Genomic DNA, 22,746 nt, shown 5'->3' on the forward strand with positions numbered 1-22,746 from the left:
ATGGATGTTGCTGCAAAAGTCACCGTTATCTGCATCGCCTACAACCATGGCCAGTGGATTGAGGAAACGCTGGAGAGTGTGAGACTCCAGGATTACCATGCCAAAGAACTGATCGTCGTGGACAATGGAAGCGATGATGATACTGCGGAGCGGATCAAAAGTTGGGTAAATCAGACATCTGGAGAGTTGCCGGTTCAGACTATTTTCAACCAGACGATGCAGCCTTATTGTGGGCTGTTTAACCAGGTATTAGCCCAGGTCAGTAGTCAATACCTGGTCGATCTTTCTGGTGACGATGTGCTCTATCCGGAGCATTTGTCGGAGTCTATTCTCGAACTGCAGTCGGAGCCAGGAGCCGGTTTCGTTTTTTCAGACGCCTACATACTCGATCAACAGGGAGAGGTGAAGTCCTTCTATGATCGTGACCACGCAGGGGACTTGGTGGAGCCCGTAGAGCTGGAAAATATCTACCTGCGCTTGATCAAGCAGAGCTATATCTGCTCGGCAACGGTGGTATTCAATGTCGCCATCCTACAAAGTGAAGGGGGATACGATGAAACGCTCTTCTATGAGGATTTTGATATTATGATCCGTCTCTCGAGAAACCATCCAGTTCTCTTTTCGGATCATATCGGAGTGCTCAAGCGCAAGCACGGCGGCTCAATGTCTGCTGCACAATATCGCCCCTACCAGTCCCGGATGCTGCCAAGCACGGTCAAGGTTTGTTCAAAAATCTCCCAGATGAACCTCTATCCAGAAGAAAACCAAGCCTTGGCAATTAGGATTCTTCACGAGCTGAAGCACGCGCTTTGGTCTGCCAATTTTGAACCGGCCCGAGAACTCATCCAGCTGGGTGAAAACATGGGGATAAAGAATCTAAGGTTTACAATATATAAGATTTGGGCCAAAAAGGCTTGGGATATTTCCTGGCTGTACGTTTGGCTGAAGTGATCAGCCAACCAAAACTTCTATAAATGGAGGGTTTGAAAAATACTTCTCGCCGATTTGGATTATATCGGCTGCAGTGAAGGTTCTCAGGAATGCCAGCTTTCTTCTGTAAAAACCAAAATCCAAATTGGAATGGTGAACCGAGCGAAACCGGTCCATCAGGTCAAAAGACGAGCTGAATCTACCGAGCATTTGACCAATTAGGTAATTTCTCAACACTTCGAGCTCTTCCTCTGAGATTGCTTCTGTTGTCAACAGTTGGATTTCTTTATAGATCTCGTCCACTACCATCTCCCTTTGGGATTTTTGCACATCGGCCCCGATCACCCAGTAGTTGATGTTTCCGATTTCGGCAAGTGAGGAGGAGATTCCATAGGTATGGCCCTTGTCTTCCCGGATGTTTTTGATCAGGCGCGAGCCAAAATAGCCTCCCAAGACCGTGTTGAAGACCGACAACGCGAAAAAGTCAGGGTGGTCTTTGGCGATGGACCATCCGCCCATCCGAATGCTGCTTTGTAGTGCATCGGCCCGGTCTTCTATAACTTTTGACGTAGTCGAGGCAGAGGGCAAGAAAGGCTGGACTTTCTCTATCTGGCCGGGAAAACCTGCCAACAATGCGGCGGTCTGCTGAAGCTCCTGCTGGCTGAGATTGCCGCAGAGGAAAAACTCTGTGTTTGTCCACAGGTGGTCCTGATAGTACTCAGACAATTCGCTTCGAGTGACTTGGTCTACGTGGGCTTCCGTGATCTCATGGCCGTAGGGATGATTTTCTCCGAAAAGAGCCTTGCGGAATAAACCGCTGGCGCGGGAAGCGGACTTTTCTCGCTCGAATTTGATGGACAATTTCCTTTGGGCTTTTCTTTTTTCCAGACCTTCATCCGGAAAAGTCGCCTGGTCAAATAGCGAGGCAAAAACAGGCAAAACTTCAGAAAAATGCTTTTTGGTGGTGAGCAGGCTCAGCCCCTCATGGGAATAGGTGATCATGGGGTGGACCTCCGTAGCATGGAAGTCGAAAAATTCAGAAAGATCGGCTTCCGACAGCGCTGTGGTCCCTTCTGTAAGCATCTGAAGCGTAAAGGAAGGTACGAGGGACATTTCCAGTGGTAGGCCCAGCCTCTGACTTTTGCCCAAGACCTCCAGTTTGACCGCATCCAGACCAGGCGTCGGAATGAAGTACAGGCTTCTGCCTCCCTTAACCTCAATAACCTGGGGAGAAGTCAATTCAAAATCTGCTGGGATTACGAAATCTGGTGCCTTTGAGCGGTCAAGATGCATTAATTGCTTGGAATGGTATAGAGCAGGGAAAACCTGAGCGTCTCTGCCAAGGGGTGGTTTTGGACTTGGGGTACCAAATAGGAAAAATCAAATCCGAATTTGTTGAGATCCAAGCCAAGGCCCATGGTGAAGTATCTGCGCCCGCCCTTGTCTGGATTTTCGTAGAAGTAGCCCGTACGAACAGCGAATTTTTCTGCGTAGTTATATTCCACGCCAAACGATAGCGTAAATTCCTTCATCTCCTCCTCAAATCCTCCTGGAGCGTCGGCAAACGAACCGAACATGCCGGATATCAGGGCTCTGTTGGGATCCTTTCCTGCCTCTATGATTAAGTCGCCATTTGGGTCGGTCGCCAAAGATCCGTCTTCGTTTGTTGCGTACTGAGGTGGGGTAGGTACCAACAGCTTGTTTACATCAAATACAAAAGTCAGGGAATTATTCGGATCAAGATCTATGGAATAGGCTGTCCCCAATCTAAAGTTGGTTGGGATGTAGTCCAAATCTTCGGCGCTGTTGTAGGTGATCTTGGGTCCGATATTGGTGATCGCCACGCCCCAAGACCAGGTTCCGTCTTTTGCGCCGGCAAAAATTGGTTTCTCATAATAGAGTCCGATGTCTGTACCGACGCTGATTCCGGCTTTTGCTTCCGAGCCGGTCACTGATGAAATATTGCCGGAAAGATTGGAATAGATAAACCTGGCAGAGATGCCCAAGCCGAAGTATTGGGAAAGCTTTCGGGAATAAGTGCCTCCGATCGCGATATCCCTCGGGTTAAACTCGCCTAAAGGGTTGCCATTTTCGTCGGTCAACTGGATGTCCCCCATGTTGAAATATCGTAGGTCAAACCCAAAGGCGGAGAATTCGTCGATTTTTTTGAAGCCGGTGAGGTAGCTCAGCGACATGTCGTTCACTAGTTTGCCCAGCCAAGGGGAATAGGAAAGTGAAAAACCCAAATCATCCTCTATGAACGCAAGTTTTCCGGAATTCCAATGAGCAGAGTTGGCATCGGGTGAGGTCGCCACCCCCACATCACCCATCCCTGAATGTCGGGAATCAGGCGCGAAATTCAGAAACGGCACCGCGGTGGTGATTACCCTTCTGTTTGGATCCTGACCAGAGATGATTACGCTGTTCTGTGCGAAAGATGAGAAGCCAGCAAATAGGAAAATGGCAAGAAATACATTCCTTTTGCTTTTTTCAGCCTTTATGTTCATTGAATAACTAGTTTTCCGCTTACTGAGTCTGAGGTGAAATCGGATTCTGACTGAAGCGTTAATTTGTAAATATAAGTTCCTTTTGCTGGATATTTTGTCTGGCTTTGCAAAAAAGACCAGGACAAGTCTTGGATATTCTGTTCGGCGTTTTGGAAACGAAATGTCTCCTGAAATAGTATTTGACCCGAAAGGGAATACGCAGCCAAACTGATACTTAGGTTCTCCCCTGGGCGATTGTGCATGACTACAAAATTACTTGTTGTCGATGCTGGGTTCGGGTAGACTTTATGGTCTAGGATCTGTACCGTGGAGCTTCCCCGAATCTCCACGCCAAGGGTTTCCACAGACTCATTCCCCGCGTTGTCCCATGCCCGTACAGTGATCGTGTTGCTTCCCTCCACGAGCCCACCTAGAAAGGTGTCGAAGTACCCTTCCTGATAGCCGCCGTTAGTCGAGATGAAATCTTCGTTTAGAATCACAGGTGATTGTTCGTTGGCTTGTATGCTGAGGCTTTGCCCTGGGGTGAAACTGGACACATTGATGCCACTTGGGTCAGACAGCAAGCCTTTAATCTGTAGGTTGTTTGTCGGAAACACCAACGAACTAGTTTGTCCGTTGATAAGCAGTTGGATTGTCGGGCCGGCTTTGTCTGCGCTTTCAGCGGCTTGGCCGCCAATTTTCGGCTTTTCGAATCCTATTCCCTGCATGCCCGAGCTACTATCCCAAGCTCGAATTCGCAGGATGCCAGTTCCGATTTTTGGGTCTATACCTTTCGGGGTCAAAAACCTGGCCAGCAGCTTTCCTGATTCCACTTTTCCGGTGCCTTGGAAAAGCAGGATGCTTTCTTCTTCAAACTCAGCAGGGCTGCTTTCATCTCCCAAAGTTTGAATTTGTTTTGGCTTGTCCCGAAGCTCAAGTTGAAACTCTCCGTTGAACCCAGTCTGGAAGGCCCCGCTTATCGGGTCTATGATTTCAGCTTCCACCACTATCTCCTGCAAAGGCTTTAGTGTATCGGCCGGATTTCCTGTTTTGACATCCTCGATGGTCGTGACCCGAACTCCCAGCTCCGGAAGTGCAAGCTTTAGGCTAGGATCACCCAAGAGAGAAAAATTGCGGTTCAAAGCGCCATTCAAACTCTTGTTTTTCGTGTTCTTGAAAATTTCCCCCAGGTCCTGGTATTGCCCATCTTTCCTACGGAAAACTTCCTCGATGAAAGCCTTGTTCAGGGAGAAGTTGACGCTGCTGAACACCGGTCTTCCGGTGGTGAGCAGGCCGATCGCACCTTTTTCTTTCGCTGAAAGCAACTCCTCTGCGGCAGATCTCATGAAGGGGCTGTCGTGCCTTCCAAATTCACAGGTGGCCGTAATCCATAGCGCCAACTGTTGCTGCTTTCCCCATCCGTCTAGATCTTCGACTCGGAAAACCTCTTCGGCGCTAAGGGTGGTTTCGTTGCCATGGCCGATGAAGTTGAGAAGCAAGGTGCCATCATCCAGCGTCTTTTTGAGGGCGGCTTTGGTCTGTGGGGAGGTTTGGTTTGCATCGGATGTTTGCTGCTCAAATCGATCCAAATACAGTTTATTTTGTAAAAACTCCGGATGGTTTTCAGCCAAAAAATCGCTGTGGGATTCGGCATCCCTCAGGTGGATGTTGTTGTCTCCATCATCGACTAGGAAAGAAACGGTCGATGATTTGGGAGTGCGGATGGGATTGGTTTCGTATCGGATAATCTTCTGCACCATCTCATTAGCCTCCTCGTAACTGATGGCAGGAAGCCTGCCGACACCGATCCGGAGTAGCTCGTCACCCTCTCTGGATTCCTCCCATTCTCCCTGCCCAAAATCCACCAGTCCAAAATAGTCATCCGAACTGAAGGATGTGAGGGGATTGAGGCTCTCCCGACTGGTGTAAATCGGGATCAAATTCGGTCTGCCTCCTAGTTTTTTTTTGTAGTCAAAGGTGCCTTTGCCGAGGATCAGGACATTTTTAAGAGTTTGTGTTTTGTGATAGGTGTAGGCGATGAAGTTGCGGATTGCAGTCAGGTCGGGGTTGCCGTAGCCGAAAGCGTCATAGATTTCGCTGTCCGTAACTACCTGCGTCGCTACTCCTCGGGCGGTCTTGTGATCGCGCAGCTTGTTGGCTGAAGAAAGTAAAGTCTGGGAGGTGATGATCAAGAGTTCGGGTTTTTTAGTCGGTTCCCTGAGCGCCTGCGAGGTATTTTCGAATTGTTTAACTTCTACCGCACTTTCTTCGGAAAAGACCACCCATTTTTTTCCAAAGGCAATGTTTCCACCGGTAGCGTGTATTTCGATAGGGTGGAAAAAATCGCTGACTTCCCAAACTTGGAGGTCTTGGGGCAAAGTGAGATACCCTGTTTCCGCGGCTTCAAAGATGCCTTCTGGCAATTCTGAATTGGAGAAAGGAACCCCCACGACTACATGCTCTAGGTATCCCGCTGCATCCGCACCAGTCCCCTGAAAGGTGAATCTGAGCTGGGCGAGGGAATTTCTTGTGCTGATCTCCCACCGAAAAGACTCTTCCCTGCCCTTCACTCCATAGGTCGAATTTGGAATGGGGTCAAAAGAGACTTCTCCGAGTAGGTCATTTCCTGATAAGACCCGCATGGTAGTACTCGAAAAGGCGTGAGCCATCATGGTTCCGAACAAAAGCCAGGGTCGCCCGCTTCCGGTCTTCAAGTTGAAGTTGACATTGAGGCTCATGCCTTGCCGGATAGCTTCCGAATACCACATTCTGCCTGAGCTGATCAGATTAGTCTCATCACTCTTGAATGCGGTGAAACTGTACCAGATTTGCTCAGGATGGGCGTTTTTTGAGTCAGCTTGCCTTGTTTGAACTCGGCGAGGTGTCGATGTTTTCCCGAGCAGAAAACTTAGCGAATCGGAAAAAAGGTGGTGGGTGTATTTCAGTTCCTCGGTTGAAAAGCTGATCGTGTTGGGCCCTGAGAGAAAAAAGTAAAGATGGTCTTCAGAAACGAGGGTGGGGATTTCCTGAAGTTCCAGTTGTTGGGGATCAAGGCGCTGCGGAAGCATTCCGGGGAAGCCAAAAACTCCGACTTCTTCCAGACTTGCGAACCCCAGCGCTTTGGCTTGGCTAGTCGAGATTTTGTAGATGCCCTGATCTTTGACTTTGAATCGGAAGGACTGGGCCAAAGTCTGAAGTATCCCGGCCGAGAGACCAAAAATGACCAAAAGAATCCATACGACAAATTTTACCCTCATTCACTTCCCGTTGCGTTTTCGATCACGGAGAGTACAATATACATCAAAATCACCAGTGGAATGCCCGCTAGCTGTAGCACCGCAACTATCAACAAACTACACAGGATCAGCGTGTAGCGGAATTTGTTTTTGGCGAAAGAAAAACTCTTGAATTTCAGTGCAATCAAAGGAATCTCGGAGACCAGCAGGATTGCGAATATCCAAGCAATCCCGATGAGGCCTAAGGGATTGGAAAGCCATTCGCCCAACATTGGCCATCGGTCGGCCAAATAGGGGATTGCACTAAGGAAAAGTGCATTGGCTGGTGTAGGGAGACCGATAAAGCGCTCGCTCTGCCGGGTGTCCAAGTTGAACTTTGCCAGGCGGTAGGCTGAAAGCATGGGTACAATCAGCGTGAAGTAAGGAAGGTATGAGCCTGGAGGAGAGGCGGCCTTCGCCATCATGAAAAGGATCAGTCCCGGCAATACCCCGAACGAAACCATGTCTGCCAAGGAATCCAGCTCTTTGCCCATCTCGCTCTGCACTCGTAGCAATCGCGCTGCAAATCCGTCCAAGAAATCAAACCCCGCCGCAATAAGTATGAAAATGGCTCCGCTGAGAATGTTTCCATCGAGCACCCAAACGATCCCGATCACTCCCATCAGCAGGTTCAGGAGTGTCAACGTGTTTGGTATTTGTTCCTTGATTTTCAATAGACAGCCTTTTCCCCCACAAAAGGATTGTACACTTTTTCGAAGCCGATGTTGGTTTCGGGACCATGCCCGGGAAAGATGATTGTTTCGGGTGGAAGCGTAAAAAGTTGGGATTTTATTTTCTCCAAAAGCTGGTCGTGATTTCCGCCGGGAAGGTCGGTCCGGCCGATGCTTCCGCGGAACAGGGTGTCTCCTGCGATGCATTGTCCGCTACTTTTGTGGTAAAAGACTACATGTCCTGGCGCATGTCCAGGTACAAACAGCACCTTCAACTTTTCTTCACCCACCACGAACTCCTGTCCTTCTTCCAAAAAATGGTCAGCCTCGCTCGATTCAAAGCCTTGAAATCCATAATTGGGTGCATAAACTTCCACTGATTTTAAAACAGGGACTTCCTTTGGGTGAATCCATAGCGGAATGCCAAATCGTTTCTTCGCCCAAGCATTGCCTAAGACGTGGTCGATATGGCAATGCGTATTGAGTAAGTTGACGATTTTCAGGCTTTTTGATGCTACGTAGTCTTCCAATTCCCTATTCTCAACAGCCGTATGGCAGCCTGGATCTATCAGCGCGGCTGTCCCCAGATCATCATGAATCAGATAGGTGTTTTCTTCGAAGAGATTGAAGGTGAATGACTTGATGTGGAGCATGGCAAAAGTCTGCGGGATCGCAGCAAAGTAAGGAATAATGACTTTAATTTGGGACATGGAAATCGATTTTTTGATCATAGGACAGGGCTTGGCGGGTACGTCTCTCGCCTATAGACTGGAGCAGGAGGGGAAGCGGGTTATCCTTTTTGATCAGCCAGAAAACAACAAAAGCAGTCGGGTGGCTGCAGGCCTATACAATCCCGTCACAGGCCGAAAAATGGTCAAATCTTGGAAAGCTGAGCTGTTGTTTCCGGAGATAGAACCGTTTTACCGCGAGTTGGAAAAAGCAAGTGGAAGAAGTTTTCTGACCGGCGAGAAGATTTACCGGCCCTTTCTTTCGATTGAGGAGCAAAACGAATGGATGGGACATTCCAGCGATCCAGCTATAGCAATGTTCGTCGACCACATTCACACCGAAAGCCAGTATCCGGAAATGAACGATGCATTTGGCGGCGTCCTCCTGAAGATGTCGGGCTGGCTGAACATCAACGAATTTTTAGATGGAATGGCCGACTATTTCGGCGCTCGGATCAGGTTGGAGGGCTTTGAAGAGGAACGACTGGAGAAGACAGACGACGGATGGAGGTACGGGGACATTTTGGCTAAGAATCTGGTTTATTGCAATGGCTTGGGGGCGTGGAAAAGCCGGTTTTTCCACTACTTGCCCTTTGCTCCGGTCAAGGGAGAAATATTGGAAGTCGAGCAAGACTTCGACCCGGGTTTCATCGCAAACCGTGGAGTTTTTAGGGTTCGGCTGGACAAGGGAATCTATCGCGTGGGATCGACTTATACTTGGCATGACTTGGAAATCGGGCCAACGGAAGCTGCCAAAAACGAGATTCTCGGCAAGCTGCAAGAGCTAGTCAAAGTGCCCGTCAACTCGGTGAGAAGCCACAAGACAGGGATTCGGCCGGCGACCAAAGACCGGAAGCCTTTTCTTGGCAAACATCCTTTGGAGGACAGCGTTTACATATTCAATGGATTTGGAGCTAAAGGAGTTTCGCTCGTTCCGTTTTTCAGCAAGATGATGACCCGATTTTTGATAAAATCTGATCCAATAATTGCTGAAGTGGATATAGCTCGGTATTTTAAGTATATTTAAAACCTATCAATTCTGATCCGAATGCGATACACAGTCTTTCGACTTTTGGTCTTGTTTCTTGTTTTGGGAAGTGCCACCCGCGCTATGGCACAGTTTGACCAGGAACGATTCGGCAAAAACCGGGTTCAGCACAAGGAGATCGAATGGTATTTCTACTCGTCGAACAATTTTGAGGTTTATTACTACGACCGAGGCGGACCAAACGCCAAGATGGCCATAGACTACTTGGAAGCGGAATTTGACAAGCTTACCCAGATGATCGGCTATGTAGCCTACACTAAGCCGAAACTGTACATATACAATTCACCTGAGGAGGCGCTCCAAAGCAACCTCAATCTCAATGTGCAGGAATATTCCGAGGATGGACAGACCAAATTTTCACGGCTGATCGCTGAGGTGTCCTACAAAGGACGGATAGACCAATTCAAGGAAGACGTAATCGCTGCCACGACCAAAATTATTGTCCGTGAAATGCTCTATGGAGCTTCTGTGGCTGATGCATTTCAAGCCAATCTGGTCAATGATTTCCCGGAGTGGTATATAGACGGCGTCGCCCTGTATCTGGCAAAGGGCTGGAGCAGGGAGATGGATGACTTTATGCGTCAGTATCTAAAGGAGACATCAAATCCCAAAATCCTGAACCTGACCGGCATCGAAGCCGGGCTTGTTGGGCAGTCGATCTGGAACTACATCGCTGAAAAGTACGGGCGTCGTTATGTATCCAGCATCCTGAATCTTTCCCGAATAAACAGAAACGAGGAAAACAGTATCGCCAATACTATAGGGATCAATTCAAGGGCGTTTTTTGAAGACTGGAGAAACTATTACCTCAAAGTAAATGAGCCAGTCTATGCGTCATTCAAAAATGTAGACTCTGAATCCGCCATAGCCAAGACTTCATCAAGGGTAGACGGAGCAATCAGTGATGTCAAATTTAGTCCGGATGGCCTGCTTTTGGCCTATGTGCTCAATAATGCAGGCAAACATAAAGTGGTGGTCAGGGATCTTTCCACGGGTGCCGAGCAGACTGTTTTTCAGGGAGGTGCGAGTTACGATGAGTTGACTCCCAATCTTTACTCACCGATCATCGCCTGGAGGGATTCGGCTAATTTGGCAATTGCCTCTTTCAAACGAGGCTTTACTACGCTAAGGCTTCGTTCGATCGATGGAACCAATCAGGACAAGATTTTCCTCCGAAACATTACCCAGATCCTCAGCCTGGACTTCAACGAGTCGGGGAGGAATATGGTGCTTTCGGCAATTTCCAATGGCAAGACCGATATCTACACCCTGAATGTGAGGGGGCAGGGAAAGCGCCTTACCAATGACATCTTTGACGATCTGACCCCAATGTTTTTGAATGATTCGGTGATTGTCTACTCGTCGAATTTCACAGACCTGCCTGATTCTGTCCTGACCGATGCGCCAGATATCAAGGTGCTCCCAAACCAGTATAATTTACACCGGGTGGATGTGCTTAAGGATACCACCGTATTTTCCAGGCTTACCAACTCCAACAGCCGAAATCTCCGCCCAAGAAAGGTTAACAGCAACACCTTGCTTTATATGAGTGATCTCAGCGGCATTACCAATCTCATGAGGTTAAGTGTTGGCAATCAGGTGTCCAACCAAATCTCCGCTTTTGACAAAAGCATTGAGGTCTTTGATGTCACTAGCCGGATGAACAAGGTCGCCTATGCTTTGAGGAGTGGCAAAGAGTCCTATTTGTTTGTGGAAGGTTATACAGGGGTAGATCAGTTTACTCCCAGTACGCCAAGGATTCAGCTAGCCCAAGCGAAAGATCTCAATGAGAGACTGGCGGCCAGACGATTGCTGGAGCAAAGGTCCAATACCATTCAGCCTCCCGTACCTACGACTCCAGAACAACCTCAACAAGTGGAGGCTGCAGACACCACGACCACCAATAAAACCTCATCCATCAATCTGGATCGCCTGCGCTTTGAGTCTAGGAAAGGAATCAATACGGAAAATTATACCTTCGATACCGTTCCTCAAACTCAGACCGCAACAAATGCAGACAAGCCAGAGATGAGTAGAACGAACCTTCTGGAAGCTTTTCGTAAGCAGTCTTTGCAAAAGCGTGTCTCTGGTCCAAGGAGAATGGAGCAGCAGTTTTTCACCAATCACATCAACACCCGTTTTGTCGTAGATCCGCTGCGTGGTTTTGGCATCAACCTGGACGGAAAGATGACCGACATTCTAGACAACCATGTGTTCAAGGGAGGAATCATGGCGGCTTTGGATTTCAATTCAGGCGGAGACATTTGGTTTGAGTACGAATACCTAAAAAGCCGATTGGATTTCAGGGCGAGATTTGACCGGAAAACCGTCAGGATCGAGCAAAGTGATGTCAGCTTCCAGAAATACGTCCTGACACAGGTGGAGACTGGCGTATCCTACCCTTTGAACATCAATTCCAGGATTTATGCGGCTCCGTTGATTGCAAAATCCCAATACTTCAATCTCAATCCCGATTCCCTGATCTACGGTCAGATACCTGATCAAAACCGTTTTGATGTCAACTATGTCGGGGGAAAGGTGGAGTTTGTCTATGACCGCACCGAGCCTATGGGTTTGTACTCCTATACTGGGATAAAAGGGAAGGTGGGCTTCATGCATTATCAGGGACTGAATCATGGCGAGCGGTCTTTCAGTAATTTCTATCTGGACTTGAGAAACTACCAGAAAATACACAAAAATATCACTTTGGCCTCCAAGCTCTATGTAGGCTCCTTTATGGGCAATAATCCCCAGGATTACTTGGTGGGCGGAATGGACAACTGGTTGTTCAACGAATTTTACAACCCTCCATCCAACAGGCCGGAGCCATCTCCTGTTAGAAACCCGGACGGAGTGGAGAATTCAAACATCCTGTTTGCGGATTTTGTCGACCTGAGGGGCTATGACTACGATGAGATTCGCGGAAATAAGGTGATCACCTTCACGACTGAGTTGAGAATCCCACTTTTCTCCTACTTGACGCGAGGTAATATCACTTCAAATTTCGTCCGAAATTTCCAGCTGGTTGGATTTTATGATATCGGTTCGGCTTGGGATGAGTTTGCTCCCTGGGAGCGCGTCAATGACCAGAATACCGAGGTCATCAACACTGAGGGCTCTCCTTTTGTGATCGTATTAAACAACTTCAACAATCCCTGGCTCCAAAGCTATGGCGCTGGATTAAGAACCGTGCTGCTTAATTACTATGTGAAGTTTGACATGGCGCGGCCCATCCGAAATTATGAGAAAGAAGATCTGAAGTTTTACTTTACTTTGGGCTATAATTTCTAATACCCACACAACGTATGATCAAATCGATGACCGGCTTTGGAGTAGCCGGATTTGAGGATGAGCAGATGATGATCCAGGTCGAGATCCGTTCACTCAACTCAAAATTTTTGGATCTTTCCATCCGCAGCCCAAGGCAATTTTCTGACAAAGAGCCCGAAATCCGAACCATAGTGCAGACGATATTGGACAGGGGTAAGGTTGGCGTATCGATCGAATTTGTACCCAAGGGAGGACAAAGCCTTCCCGTCTCCATTAATCAGGACCTGTTCAAGTCTTATTTCGAGGAGTTCAGACACTTGGCCGAATTGGTCGGAGAGAAGCCCGCCGACCTGTTCAAGTTGGCCCTTCAGGCTCCCAACGTGATCAATGCGATTCCGGTTGAGCGGGAGGAAAGCCAAGATTGGGAGCGGGTCAAGCAGGTGTTGGCGGAGGCACTGAAGAAGTGCGACGGCTTTAGGAAAGATGAGGGAGAATCACTTTATTCCAAATTGGAAGAAAATATCGACGTTATCCGCTCAGCCTTTCAGCGAGTGAAGCAGGAGGAACCCCTTCGGAAAGAGCGGATTCAGCAGCGGATCCGAAACCACTTTTCCCAGTGGATGGACGAAAACTCATTTGATGCCAACCGCTTCGAGCAGGAGCTGATCTATTATTTCGAGAAAATAGACATCACCGAAGAGTTGGTGCGCTTGGAAACCCACCTAAACTACTTCATGAAGACCATGCAAGAAGACGGTGGACAGGGAAAGAAGTTGGGCTTTATCAGCCAGGAAATCGGAAGAGAGATCAACACCATTGGCTCCAAAGCAAACGACGCTGAGATTCAAAAGCATGTCATTTTGATGAAGGATGAGCTTGAAAAGATCAAGGAACAGTCGCTGAATGTGATTTGAGGCAATTCAAGGCCATGATTGTTGTCCCATTCTAGCCGGAAATAGGAAAGCCCGCACTACGAATGCGGGCTTTCTCATAAAAGTCAGTTGGTTTAGTTAAGCTTGAATTTGATAGGGATGGTCATCCTTGATCTAACGGCTCTGCCATTGTGTCGAGCTGGTTTCCATGCTGGAGAGTTTAGGATTACTTCCATAGCGGCCTCATCTAGGCTAGGATCGACTGAACGTGCAACCTCTACATCCTGGATGCTTCCATTGGTATTAACGACAAACCTCACGATTACTGTGCCCTCAACGCCAAGTCTTTGTGCCTGTTTGGGATAGGATAAATTGCTTCTGAGGTATTTGTACCAAGCTTCCATCCCACCTTGAAACTCTGCCCGAACTTCCGTGAAATCCAAGATCTCATCTGCGACCTCCTTTGTAGGAGGTTCAGAAAGCTCTATCACGGGAATCGGTTCGGTCGAAGAAAGATCCACATCGATTGCAATCATGTCGTCGATTACAATATCATCGTCGATCACCTCGATCTCCGGCGGGACGATGGCAGGAGGAGTCACTGGAGGCGGGGTTTGAATGGTTATTGGAATTATCTCGGTTTCCCATTCCGACGCTCCATTGGAAAGATCCAAGAGAGGTTTTACATCTTTTGCCTTCCATTCGAAGGCCACCAACACGGCTCCGACTGACATAGCCAGTCCAAGATTGAAAAATGTGCCAGACCATTTGCGGAGGTCTACCCGGCTGTTCTTTTTTAATTCCATGATCGTTAGAGTTTTGGTTGATAGAATTTAGCTACGAAAATCTGGAAATTCTATGTTTCTAACGTTTTTTAACTATCTAAAAAGGTGTTAAAAATTAGACAAAAAAAAAGACCCGAATGCTCGGGTCTTAAATTTATTAGCTGAGTTTGAATCGAATCGGAAGTCTCATTCGAGTACGAACTGGGCGGCCTCGTTGCTTGCCTGGTTCCCATTTCGGAGCTTCTTGTACTACTTTCACCGCTTCTTCGTCGCAGCCTCCGCCGATTCCTCTCAAGACTTCAACGTCTTGAATAGATCCATCAGTGTTGATTACGAATACCACGATTACGGTACCTTCGATGCCCATTCTCCTAGCTTGGGTTGGATATTTCAGGTTTTTGGAAAGGTACTGGTTCCAACCTGCCATACCGCCTGGAGGATTTGGCTGAGTTTCTACGACGTCGAAGATTTCATCTGCCTTTTCTTCAACAGGAGCTTCTGCGATTACCACTTCCTTGATGACAGTGGTTTCTTTCACGTCCACGTCGAAGTTTACTTCGATTTTATCCTCGATCTCTACCTCATCCGGAATTTCCTCAATAATCGGCTGTTCCATTGGTGGAGGTGGAGGTGGTGGAGGTGGCTGTTCTGTGATAGGCACATCAAGCAACTCTTCGAAGTTGTCAGTCACAGCTCCCAGATCCTTAAGGCCTGAGTCGTCGAAAGACTTATATTCGAAAGCAGCAAGTGTAAGCCCAACAGCTACTGCTAACCCCAAGTTGGTAAACATACCAACTGATTTGGTCAGATCAGCTTTTGGAGACTTTTTTGCTTCCATGGTGAAATTGGTTTTTACAGGTTAATCTTTTCGAAATCTGAATAACAAGTGTAAGAATTATCGGAGATTATTCCAAAATGTATTTAATGGATGGCCATTTAAAATAACCCAACAACCCCAAACTTGCACCTAGTCCGTTGACAATCATGTCCATTAATTCAAACGAACGAAAGGGGACAAATTGTTGCAATGACTCCAAAACTACTCCATAAGCCAGTCCAAAAAGGATGAAATTCCTCCAAATTCTCGGATGTTTGATGGATACATGTGCTCTGTCCACTCCTACGCCACTCCATAAATAGCCCTGAAGAAAGAAGCAAACAAGGTGAACTGCCTTGTCCTGAAAATCAAACAGGTCCACATCCGGTAGTTTAGTCCCTGGAGTAAGCATGGCGACGGCCAAAAACGCCGCCCAGCAGATCGCGAGAAATGGCCTAAATTTGCGGTGTTTATGCTCCAACCAGCTCAGCATATTCAGCCGCATCCAACAAGTCGGTTGGGGTTTCGGCGATTTTTACTTTTACCATCCAGCCGGATTCATAGGGAGATTCATTCACCAGTTCGGGAGATGATTCCAACTCGCCATTAAACTCCAGAATCTCGCCGCTTAGCGGCATGAAAAGGTCTGAGACCGTCTTCACAGCTTCCACAGTTCCAAACACCTCTCCGGCTTCAATCGTCTCGCCAACGGTCTCAACTTCTACATAAACGATGTCCCCCAGTTCTTTTTGGGCAAATTCGGTGATGCCGATGGTGGCGATGTCTCCTTCGATTTTAACCCACTCGTGGTCTTTGGTGTACTTTAGTTCTTGTGGAAAATTCATGATTAGTTCGATTAGAATGGCCAAAATTAAAAGGAATCGCCCGAGATTGAAATCTATTGCGATAAATTAAATCTGAGCTGTCCGCCAAAGGCCGTCGAAGTCCTTCTGTACGCTGTGGTGACCCGGGGCTCGTTGATAGTCCGCTCAAAATATAAAGTCAGATTTAGGTTTTGGTTGATGACATATCCGATGGTCGGTCGGATTTGAATATTGAGATTGCCGTTGGTCACCGTACTGCCTTCTTCGATCTTTCGCTGGATTTGGCGTACGTCTGTCACTTTGGAATCAAGTCTCAGCTGCAGGTCGTTTTTCAGGACTTTTTGGCTTCCTTGGATTTTGAAAGGCACTTTGACGCCGGCCTTGGTGTAAGCCAGTGTAAATCCGAAGTCGCTGCTTTTTTGCTCGGTCACTTGTGAATTGGAGAAATTCATTCCGAGCGTTCGCTCACGGCCATAGTTAACGACGACGTTTAGTCGGGATTTGGTCATCATATCCAAGCCAATGAGTGGGCCGAAGCGCTCGCTCAATATCACGTCATTGAGAATATAGACGGGGATAAACTGTCCGTCGTCGTTGGTGATGTCAGGCTGTCGCATCTCTTGGAGGGTGTTGTAAAGTTCCAGTCCCTGCTGATATTGGAGTGAGTTGGAGAAGTTGCTCACATCGTATGTTGAGGTATAGCTATGCGTCAGATTGATGCTGCTGAATTTGTCACTCAGTCCTTTGATTCTGGAAAGCCCTCTATAATCAACTCTCCAGTTGGGCAGTGGGGTTTTCGGAAACGGGTTGAGCTTGACCTCATTCGGATCTTTTCCCAAATATGCGGCAAGGAAAGAGGGAATCAAGACATCCTGTCCGTTAAGACCGTATTCTCCGGGAGCTGTAGCCTCTCCATCTAGCCTTGACTTTATGATGGAGCGGTAGTTTTCCAGGTTGGTGAATAGGGGCGAGTTGTTTTGGGAGTCATCTTTGCTGAATGAGGTGCCCAGCATGATCGTGGTGATGGAGTAGGAGCTTAGCCTGTTTGGACTGATGCTCTCGTAGTCGCCAGGATTGTCCACGGAGTTCCTGAAAATTTCCTGAAAGTCTCCGATTTCCCGTTTTCTTGCTTCAAGCGTCACCCGAAAATCCTGAATGGGCTCGACAATACCAGTCAGCCGGAGTGTCATTGCCCGGTTTTGTTTGAAAGTCTGCGTCAGTTCCGAGCTTGGCGCGATTTGTCCGCTTTGGGCGAGGTCATACCTCAGGTTTGGGTTTTGGCTACCAAAGACAAATGCCCAACTAGGATTTTCCCATGCCTTGTCCATGCCGAGCAGACCCGTGTTTGGCATATATCCCGGCAGAAATGTCCCCTCGATGACTCCATAGAAAAAGGTCAACTCCTTGGTCATCATCAGGAATTTCATCAGCCGGTTGGTGAAGGGAGTACCAATGGTGTCCTCTGCGGCTGTAGAGGTTCTTCCGGGGACCGGGGGCCGTTTTGGGGCATTCAGGGCCGCGAGTTTTTTGTTTTTGTTGTAGAGTTTGATGAGGTCAAGTTTGCCAGTAAGACTTTGGTCACGCGTGTTGAATATCACGTTACCCAATGTATCTCTTTGTCCGATAGAGCCGGTCTGCCATGTGTAGGTGGCTATGTACTTGTAGTCTGTCTGTATCCAATCCGTAACCGGTATCTTGGAGAGAGGGATGGAATAGTTTATCGACGCCACATGGTTATAGTTGGTGGTTCGGCCAAACCTCCAAGCATTGTACTTCACCGAATCCCGCTTTGCTTCGGTGTCAAGGTCTCCTTCGGGTTCGTCTACGATAGCGCTCGCTCTGGAAGAAAAGTCCACCCTAAGGCTGTTCGACAGATCCCAATTGACCGTAAAGGATCGATTCATGAAAAAGGATTTTTGGAACAGAGGATCTACTCCGGAGGTACTAAGCTGGTCATTGCGATACTGTGACCTCAAAAATCTCCTGTCCACGTCCAGCCTCGCCAACAGAAGGGTCGGAGCGAGATTTAGGTTGAAATCCTTCAGCAAGCGTAGGTAAGGGGAGTTCATCCCATCTCCTTTCTGAAAGGGTGCGATCCTTAGCTCCTTGGGCGAAAAACTGTAGGTGATATTTCCCCGATTAGTCCTGAAAACGTAGTTCTGTATCTGGGCGTTGGACTGGGTCACCGATCCTACCGCGTAGGAGAATGCAAGATTGGAGAGGTCGTAGAATCGGTTGGGTGAATCCGGATTGCGTTTGATCTTGCGTACGTTGTTGAAACTCAGGTTTCGCCTGTTGAGCTGATCCAAGGCGATATTTCTGTACTCATCGCGTTGGGCGTTGGTTTCAAATTTGCCCAAAGCCACTTCAAAGGGTACATCCGGATTCAGCGGGTCGTATTCTGGTCGGGTGCTGGAGTTTTCCACCGAGAAATACATCGGAATACTGACTCCCAAAGCTTCCGGAAGTAGTTTGTTCACTTCCACGTTGGTGGAAATATCGTATTGGGTGGTGGCTTGTCTTGCTCTTTGTGAAAGCTTGGTTTCCAATCCCCCAAAGCCGATGGAATTGTGCCGGATAGAGGCTGATACCACGGCAACATCGGCGATTTTCGCATTCAGGAATGCATTTGCCGCCCAGCCATTGCTTTTGGTGAAGCCCGTCACCCGAAGCTCGTTGGCCCACATACACAGGGTTTTGGAGGAGCCTATGCCTGTTCCCGGATTTCTGACGCCAATCATCATTCCTTGGACCATACTCAATTCGGGTCGTCCGACGACGGTCACATTATATTGGCGAATCGTCTTACTGTAGGGAAGGTTAAGTGGTGATTGGCTGTTGTCGCGATCCACTTTCACGCCGACGATTTCCTGGATGGCGATGTCGATTTCATTTTCCAGTGGCCAAACCGTCCTTTGGTCATTGGTTCCCAAAGGTGAGATGTAAAGCGGAACCTCAATTTCGTAGTAGTTGTCGGTATAGTCGGTTCCCAATCTAAGAAAGGCGGTTACTTCTCCATTTTGCGCATCTTCGCTATTCGCATGGAAAAACATCTTGATGCGCTCGTATTGCACGAGATCGTAGTTGAGATTTTTGAATACCGCCCGGGCGTCTTTGGGAGCCAGGTCTTCCACGCATAGACGCAGGGACTGCTCATTTAGCCTTCTTTCCACAGTAGAGGTATTGTCTCGGTCTCGGTTGATCCCCGGAGGCAACACATAGGGGCTTTGTTTGTCGTTGCCTTGTGAGTTTTGCTCGATGTTGACCACGTCCACGACTAGGTTAGAGACGTCTGGCTCGGGTATTTCCGAAAAGCCTTTTTCATACAAAGACTCCTGAAAAACCCTCCACTGGCTACCTACCATCCTAAACTCCGCCATTCGCAACACCACAGGTTGCTGGAAGTCGGTTAAATAGGTGCGTATCCAACGGATGGATTTGAAGCCGGTAATTTCCCCTTGTACACGATCCGGCTGACGCACCGGGATTCTAAACAAATACCAGCTGACCTCGTCACCGCCATCGGAATTGGTTACTTTGTCCACGATGTAGTTTTCACCTACGTTGAGTTGTCCTGGCCTTAAGTCTATTTCGTACTCGTAATAGTTTTCCAGCTCATTGATGGTGTTGTCTGCGTTCAGGTCCTCATTGTCCGGCATGTTGCTGCCCGAGGGTGTATAGGGGAGGTTAGGGTCAGCACTTACAGGAGTGTTGCCCTCCATTCCGTTGAATTTTTTGTAACGTTCGAGGATCTTGACGTCTGCTTGGTCAAATTTTTCATCCAGATAATACTGAAATGCATCGGCCGAAACGTCTTGCAAGATTGTATTTCTTGCGGCTTGGGATACGTTTATTCTGTCCAAAAATCTGTTTTGGAAATACCCCTGTTCGTCCTGATTTTTCAAGCCGTCCAAGCCCACGTCCTGATTGGGCCGAGATGACTCCGAATTGTCGAAAGCTGGAATCAAATATTGTTCTCGGGTTTTTCTTCCCCACTCATTTTGACTGGTTTCGGCAGGATCTCCATCGGCTGGGAGTCCGTTTTCGAAAGCATGGGAGCCGTCCCGCATCACATCTTCGGATATGTCCCCAAGATTGATGTACAGCTTACCTCCCGTGGTGTTGTTTTGGTTAAAAATCCCGTCTAAGACTCGCCCGTTTTCCCCTGAGATAAAGGGATCCATCAGCCAGAATTCGATGTACTCGATATTGGTGCGGTCAAAATCCACCTCCGTGGTGATTGCTCGGGTGACGCCACCATAGTTCAGGCGGGGACTGGGCAACAAGCCGTCAAAGTCAAGGTTGGGGTTGTAGTTGAACATCCCCCTTTCGCTCGGGAAGAAGGCCATCTCAAAAAGGGGTTGGGGTACGATGATCACATCACGATCCTGGTTTTTGAAGATTTCTTGAGGTATGACGCGCCTCACATAGTGGTTGCGCTTGTCCTGGGGAGTCAGATTCGTGGGAACACCGGGGCCGCTTTCCCGATAGAATATGTTGTCGATGTTGTACCAAGCCAATCTCGCCCTTCGGTAGGTACTGCCGAGATTGTCCTCTGTTTGGCTGCTCAGGTCAAAGCGGTCTCCCGGAGTCGTTGGAGTGGAAGATAGTTTCCAGTTTTGATTTGCTGCCGCTCCGAGGTAAAATGGGGTAACGGCTGCCTCAAAATCGTCGATATAGGAAGCAGCGTCGCCATCGACCGTGTTGGAGGTGCCGGGGATCAAGTGTGCGAATTCGGCATTGAACTGTACTTGGGACTTTTCTTTTGTGTCGGTGAAAGGCAAAGCATCCGCAAGCTTGGTCAGCCAGCGGGATTCGTCATTGAAATTCAAATCCAAACCCCAAAGACTGTTTCTCAAGGTCTCGTTTCCGGTCGCAATACGGCTCACGTTGGGGCGCTCGTTGAGGTACATGAAGGTGCCTCCGATGTTAAGTTTGTTGCTGGCGCGGTAGTCCAGTCTCGTCCCCAAGAGGCTCCGAGTCTGAAAGGACACGAGGTCTGCCTTTTCGAAGCTTACGTTGATTTGCTTGCCTGACTGCAAAATGGCGTCATTGATGATCACCAGGCGACCCACATTGTAGTCAATCGTAAAGTCGACGCCCTCCGTGAGTGGGATATTACCTGCCATCACGATGACCGAGCCCGGGGCGATATTCAATCCCGGAAGTTGGATTTCACTGGCGGAGCCTGCGGTTAGTCTGCCTTTGATGAAATATTTGTTGAGCCGGGTGACCAGCTCGGCGTCAGCTTGGGTAGTGCGGTAGAGTGTGTCGTAGACATACTTGTCCTTGTAGACCAGCTCTTGGGGGAGAAAATTCTTCTCCAAATTGGACCCAAATGGCTCCAAAACCGGAAAGATCAGCAGGCCACGATCGGACAGCATGGTGAGTCCCTCGATGTAGTCGAAGTTTCCGTCGGGAGCGGGATCGTTTTGAGGGTTGAGGTTATCCAAGCCCGTCAATCGGATTAAGGGTTTGTCTTTCACGTTTTCCCCTTCCAAAAGGGAGGGGTTGTCCAAGCCTGTCCTGTCGTCCCGGTAGATTACCTGCAGCTGAAAGCCCTCTCTCATGATTTGGCTTGCATTGAGGCTGTACACGTTTTTCATCATCAGATCCCAAGTAGGTATTCTAGGGTTGATGCGGTTAGGCCGCAGCATTTTCAGGAAGATCAATTCGTCCTCGCCGCGGGCTTGGTAGTCTTCGGTCAGCTCCCCAACCTTATACACTTGGCCATTGTAAGTGTATTCAAAGGAAACTGCCAATACCTCATCGTTTTGCAACCTTCTGAAAAGTGAAAGGTATCCCAGCTGGGGATTGAAGAAGTATTCGGTCGGGTCCAATTTTCTGGCCCCATTGATCTGTTCAAAATCCACTCCTTTCCGGATTCCCAGCGCCGATTCTATAGCCCTGGAACCCGAATCAAAGGGTCTGAAGGAAGGGTTGCTTGCAAGGTTGGAATAAAGCAGGTTGGCGCCGTTACCCGCCGGGGCATTCGGGTTTCCTGTTCCGATGTTTGGATTGCTGGGATTGTAGATTACTCTGCCCTCTCCCAAATCCATGAAAGCGGCAAAATTTCTTAGGGTTTCCGTGTTGGTAGCCCTGTTCATGATGTAGACCTCGATTCGAGTAACCGTGACCCCAGAAAGCACCTGAGGCAATCCTCTCAGCCATCGTTCGTAATTGTCCCGGAAGAAGTGGGCAAGGAAAAAGTGTCTGTTCTCGTCGTATTTGGATGCCTGAATGTCAAAAGATCTTCCTTGGCCATTGGCGTCAATGACCAGATTGTCCCGGCGTCCCCGCTGGGTGGAGGCTACAGCGGTGACATCGAGCTTCCCGAAGCGCATTTGGGTTTTGACCCCGAAAAGGTTTTGGGCGCCTTGGATCAATCGATTTTGTACCGGCATACTTACGTTGCCGATTTCAATGGATTGCAGGATATCCTCTTCAAATCCGTCGTATTCTACTTTGAGTTGGTTTTGAAAATCGAAGGAATTGTTGGAATCGAAATTTGCGGCGATTTTCATTTTTTGGCCCAGCGAACCGTTGACAGCCATTTGGATCTGCTGCTGGAAATTGAAGCCTCCATTCTGTTGCTGTCTAATGGGCAGGGTGGGATTGTCGACCCGCCGGAAAATTCCGCCAAAATCTAGGTTCACGTAGCCAGTGGGTATGATGTTGATTTCGCTGCCTCCGAAGATCCTGTCAAAGGAAGGGCTTACCGTAAGCGGGGGAATCAGGCTTCTCCCTTCCACGGCACTTTCTCCGTCCATTCCCCGGGCCCGAGTTCTCCAGTATTCTTGCCTGACACGGTATTCTTGCATCTGCGAAAACCTGTCAAAATCATATTCCTGCTCATTTCCCAATCGATTGGAATCCAGCTGGTCTACGATGTTGTACTTCAAAGTGGAATCTATCAATACCCTGATCTCCTGGTCCACCGGGGGAGCCGGGATGAAGGGTGACTTGGGCCTCAGAAAGGGGTTGCGGTTTGGATTCAGCGGATTGGTCCTCATGTTTTGCCAAAGCAGAAACGAGGGGGA

Annotated in this window: 14 protein-coding genes; 4 read left to right on the forward strand and 10 right to left on the reverse strand. The window is 48.4% G+C overall.

What is annotated here, in order from left to right; all coding sequences use genetic code 11:
* Nucleotides 1–951 carry a glycosyltransferase gene (locus J0A67_RS00480; protein WP_206567312.1) on the forward strand — a complete coding sequence of 317 codons (951 nt, stop codon included), beginning with the start codon at nucleotides 1–3 and terminating at the stop codon, nucleotides 949–951.
* On the opposite strand, the gene J0A67_RS00485 is transcribed toward J0A67_RS00480, so the two are convergent.
* The 5 genes from J0A67_RS00485 to J0A67_RS00505 are packed head-to-tail and all read right to left on the reverse strand — an operon-like array spanning nucleotide 952 to nucleotide 8,072.
* Nucleotides 952–2,223 (reverse strand): M16 family metallopeptidase, encoded by a 1,272-nt coding sequence (locus J0A67_RS00485; RefSeq protein ID WP_206567313.1) that lies wholly within the window; start codon nucleotides 2,221–2,223, stop codon nucleotides 952–954.
* The gene (porV, locus tag J0A67_RS00490) at nucleotides 2,223–3,437 is read right to left on the reverse strand and encodes a type IX secretion system outer membrane channel protein PorV (RefSeq protein ID WP_206567314.1); all 1,215 of its coding nucleotides are present in this window, start codon (nucleotides 3,435–3,437) and stop codon (nucleotides 2,223–2,225) included. The genes J0A67_RS00485 and porV overlap by 1 nt, the downstream gene beginning before the upstream one ends.
* On the reverse strand, nucleotides 3,434–6,673 hold the full coding sequence (porU, locus tag J0A67_RS00495; RefSeq protein ID WP_206567315.1) for a type IX secretion system sortase PorU: 3,240 nt from the start codon (nucleotides 6,671–6,673) through the stop codon (nucleotides 3,434–3,436). Before porU ends, porV begins: the two co-directional genes overlap by 4 nt.
* The gene (pssA, locus tag J0A67_RS00500) at nucleotides 6,670–7,335 is read right to left on the reverse strand and encodes a CDP-diacylglycerol--serine O-phosphatidyltransferase (protein ID WP_317195020.1); all 666 of its coding nucleotides are present in this window, start codon (nucleotides 7,333–7,335) and stop codon (nucleotides 6,670–6,672) included. Before pssA ends, porU begins: the two co-directional genes overlap by 4 nt.
* A 26-nt stretch (nucleotides 7,336–7,361) precedes the next feature.
* Nucleotides 7,362–8,072 carry an MBL fold metallo-hydrolase gene (locus J0A67_RS00505; protein WP_241265022.1) on the reverse strand — a complete coding sequence of 237 codons (711 nt, stop codon included), beginning with the start codon at nucleotides 8,070–8,072 and terminating at the stop codon, nucleotides 7,362–7,364.
* Here J0A67_RS00505 and J0A67_RS00510 point away from each other — a divergent pair.
* The 3 genes from J0A67_RS00510 to J0A67_RS00520 are packed head-to-tail and all read left to right on the forward strand — an operon-like array spanning nucleotide 8,071 to nucleotide 13,322.
* Nucleotides 8,071–9,117: an NAD(P)/FAD-dependent oxidoreductase gene (locus J0A67_RS00510; protein ID WP_206567317.1), complete on the forward strand. Its 1,047-nt coding sequence runs from the start codon at nucleotides 8,071–8,073 to the stop codon at nucleotides 9,115–9,117. The two genes, J0A67_RS00505 and J0A67_RS00510, sit on opposite strands and share 2 nt — an antisense overlap.
* Nucleotides 9,118–9,138: 21 nt before the next feature.
* Nucleotides 9,139–12,429, forward strand: a complete 3,291-nt coding sequence (locus J0A67_RS00515; RefSeq protein WP_206567318.1) for a biopolymer transporter Tol — start codon at nucleotides 9,139–9,141, stop codon at nucleotides 12,427–12,429.
* A gap of 14 nt (nucleotides 12,430–12,443) precedes the next feature.
* A complete protein-coding gene (locus J0A67_RS00520) occupies nucleotides 12,444–13,322 on the forward strand; it encodes a YicC/YloC family endoribonuclease (protein WP_206567319.1) in 879 nt (292 codons plus the stop codon).
* A 92-nt stretch (nucleotides 13,323–13,414) separates the two neighbouring features.
* On the opposite strand, the gene J0A67_RS00525 is transcribed toward J0A67_RS00520, so the two are convergent.
* From J0A67_RS00525 to sov, 5 genes are all read right to left on the reverse strand, one after another.
* Nucleotides 13,415–14,086 (reverse strand): energy transducer TonB, encoded by a 672-nt coding sequence (locus J0A67_RS00525; RefSeq protein ID WP_206567320.1) that lies wholly within the window; start codon nucleotides 14,084–14,086, stop codon nucleotides 13,415–13,417.
* A gap of 136 nt (nucleotides 14,087–14,222) precedes the next feature.
* The gene (locus tag J0A67_RS00530) at nucleotides 14,223–14,903 is read right to left on the reverse strand and encodes an energy transducer TonB (RefSeq protein WP_206567321.1); all 681 of its coding nucleotides are present in this window, start codon (nucleotides 14,901–14,903) and stop codon (nucleotides 14,223–14,225) included.
* A gap of 67 nt (nucleotides 14,904–14,970) precedes the next feature.
* The gene (locus J0A67_RS00535) at nucleotides 14,971–15,387 is read right to left on the reverse strand and encodes a VanZ family protein (protein WP_206567322.1); all 417 of its coding nucleotides are present in this window, start codon (nucleotides 15,385–15,387) and stop codon (nucleotides 14,971–14,973) included.
* Nucleotides 15,353–15,727 (reverse strand): glycine cleavage system protein GcvH, encoded by a 375-nt coding sequence (gene gcvH / locus J0A67_RS00540; RefSeq protein ID WP_206567323.1) that lies wholly within the window; start codon nucleotides 15,725–15,727, stop codon nucleotides 15,353–15,355. The genes J0A67_RS00535 and gcvH overlap by 35 nt, the downstream gene beginning before the upstream one ends.
* 53 nt (nucleotides 15,728–15,780) lie before the next feature.
* Nucleotides 15,781–22,719, reverse strand: coding sequence for a T9SS outer membrane translocon Sov/SprA (sov, locus tag J0A67_RS00545; RefSeq protein ID WP_241265023.1), 6,939 nt, complete (start codon nucleotides 22,717–22,719; stop codon nucleotides 15,781–15,783).
* Between the last annotated feature and the right edge of the window lie 27 nt (nucleotides 22,720–22,746).

This window comes from Algoriphagus aestuariicola (assembly GCF_017254835.1).
Taxonomy (GTDB): domain Bacteria; phylum Bacteroidota; class Bacteroidia; order Cytophagales; family Cyclobacteriaceae; genus Algoriphagus; species Algoriphagus aestuariicola.

What these genes read in the sequence shown, in the direction of transcription:
- J0A67_RS00520 (WP_206567319.1), top strand. Translation starts at nt 12,444, where the DNA reads ATGATCAAATCGATGACCGGCTTTGGAGTAGCCGGATTTGAGGATGAG.
- porV (WP_206567314.1), bottom strand. Translation starts at nt 3,437, where the DNA reads ATGAACATAAAGGCTGAAAAAAGCAAAAGGAATGTATTTCTTGCCATT.
- J0A67_RS00525 (WP_206567320.1), bottom strand. Translation starts at nt 14,086, where the DNA reads ATGGAATTAAAAAAGAACAGCCGGGTAGACCTCCGCAAATGGTCTGGC.
- porU (WP_206567315.1), bottom strand. Translation starts at nt 6,673, where the DNA reads ATGAGGGTAAAATTTGTCGTATGGATTCTTTTGGTCATTTTTGGTCTC.
- J0A67_RS00535 (WP_206567322.1), bottom strand. Translation starts at nt 15,387, where the DNA reads ATGCGGCTGAATATGCTGAGCTGGTTGGAGCATAAACACCGCAAATTT.
- J0A67_RS00530 (WP_206567321.1), bottom strand. Translation starts at nt 14,903, where the DNA reads ATGGAAGCAAAAAAGTCTCCAAAAGCTGATCTGACCAAATCAGTTGGT.
- J0A67_RS00505 (WP_241265022.1), bottom strand. Translation starts at nt 8,072, where the DNA reads ATGTCCCAAATTAAAGTCATTATTCCTTACTTTGCTGCGATCCCGCAG.
- sov (WP_241265023.1), bottom strand. Translation starts at nt 22,719, where the DNA reads ATGAGGACCAATCCGCTGAATCCAAACCGCAACCCCTTTCTGAGGCCC.
- J0A67_RS00485 (WP_206567313.1), bottom strand. Translation starts at nt 2,223, where the DNA reads ATGCATCTTGACCGCTCAAAGGCACCAGATTTCGTAATCCCAGCAGAT.
- J0A67_RS00480 (WP_206567312.1), top strand. Translation starts at nt 1, where the DNA reads ATGGATGTTGCTGCAAAAGTCACCGTTATCTGCATCGCCTACAACCAT.
- gcvH (WP_206567323.1), bottom strand. Translation starts at nt 15,727, where the DNA reads ATGAATTTTCCACAAGAACTAAAGTACACCAAAGACCACGAGTGGGTT.
- J0A67_RS00510 (WP_206567317.1), top strand. Translation starts at nt 8,071, where the DNA reads ATGGAAATCGATTTTTTGATCATAGGACAGGGCTTGGCGGGTACGTCT.
- J0A67_RS00515 (WP_206567318.1), top strand. Translation starts at nt 9,139, where the DNA reads ATGCGATACACAGTCTTTCGACTTTTGGTCTTGTTTCTTGTTTTGGGA.